Annotated in this window: 2 protein-coding genes; one reads left to right on the forward strand and one right to left on the reverse strand. The window is 67.1% G+C overall.

Translation table 11 applies throughout. The annotated features are described in order from the left end of the window. The first annotated feature begins 222 nt into the window (after positions 1–222). Entirely contained in the window at positions 223–549 is a 327-nt protein-coding gene (locus ABZ818_RS42855) for a hypothetical protein (RefSeq protein ID WP_361427789.1), read from the forward strand. Here the strand turns inward: ABZ818_RS42855 and ABZ818_RS42860 are convergent. Further along, entirely contained in the window at positions 506–1042 is a 537-nt protein-coding gene (locus ABZ818_RS42860) for a hypothetical protein (protein ID WP_361427792.1), read from the reverse strand. The genes ABZ818_RS42855 and ABZ818_RS42860 overlap by 44 nt on opposite strands. Between the last annotated feature and the right edge of the window lie 207 nt (positions 1043–1249).

Below are 1249 nucleotides of genomic sequence, written 5' to 3' on the forward strand. Positions count from 1 at the left end.
CCGGGAAGACCGTGAAACGAGCCGAAACCCTCACCGAACACGTCCGCCTGAAACAGCAGCGGGGATAAAAATCAAGCTGAGAAGCTGTTGTCTTTTCGATCTTGAGCGGTGGCGGTCGAACGCGGGTTCCCGGTTGGGTGATCTTGCCATGGCCAGGGCATGAAGACGGGGCCTCCTGAACAGCTCGTGGGTGTCGAATCCATTGAGCAACAGGAGGCCCCGGTGCCGCAGTCTTCCGTGTCGATGGGCGGGCAGTCCAACTCGGCTGCTCCATCGCCCGACGGCGGCTACACCGGCAGCCTCGTCGAGCACTGCCTGGCCACGTTCGCCCTGGTCCTGGCGATCGTCAAGCGCAGCGACGACATGCGCGGCTTCGTGGTACTGCCCAAGCGGTGGATCGTGGAGCGTCTCTTCGCCCACCTGATGCAAAGCCGCCGCTTGGTCCGCGACTTCGAACGCCGCACCAGCAGCGCCGAGGCGATGGTCTACTGGTCGATGGCCCTGCTCATGACCCGCCGCCTGGCCCGGCCACACCGCGGGCGAGCGTGAACCGTCCCGGCGTCGGCTCGGCCAGCCAGCCGCGGGCGACCAGGCGTTTCGATTTCGACCGCAGCGCCTCCACACGCGCCGGCACCACCTCCATCCCGAACGCGGCGGCCATCTCCTGGCAGGTCAGCGGCCCCTGCCCAAGCCGGGCCCGGTCCGCGAGCGCGTTGAGGATGCGCTGGTAGTCCAGCGACAGCGCCGTCCAGGCCAGTCCCTCGCGCCACACCGGCACCTGCGACTTCGGCTTCGCCGCCTTCCGGGGCATCGACTGTGTGTCCGTATCCGGCGGATCCGGGACGGCCTTTGCCTCGGCGGTGCTGTTGCCCTCCGGAGCCAGCACGGTATCGACCCGCCTGCGGGCGATCACCCACTCCTGCCATTCCAGCTCGGCTGCCGCCAGCTCGGCCTGGATACGGTCGGCCTCCTCCCGCAGCCCGTCTACGCGACAGCGAGCAGCGAGCTCGTGCTGTTCCAGCAGTCCGACAACCGACGGCATCCGCAACCTCCCCAGGAAGTGACCACCCGACAGGCCACCACTCCCACGGAAGCACCGCTCCTATCCCCGACCAGCGGAAACGCAGCGATCACGCCCGGAAAGACAACAGCTTCTTAGGCTAATCACTCAGGGTCAACCGGGTCACATCAGGCATCTCCCAGATCGCCTCCTTGTCGTCGGCCCTGGCCAAGCCGCTCTCCACAAGCA

This window comes from Streptomyces sp. NPDC047453 (genome assembly GCF_040643155.1).
GTDB lineage: Bacteria > Actinomycetota > Actinomycetes > Streptomycetales > Streptomycetaceae > Streptomyces.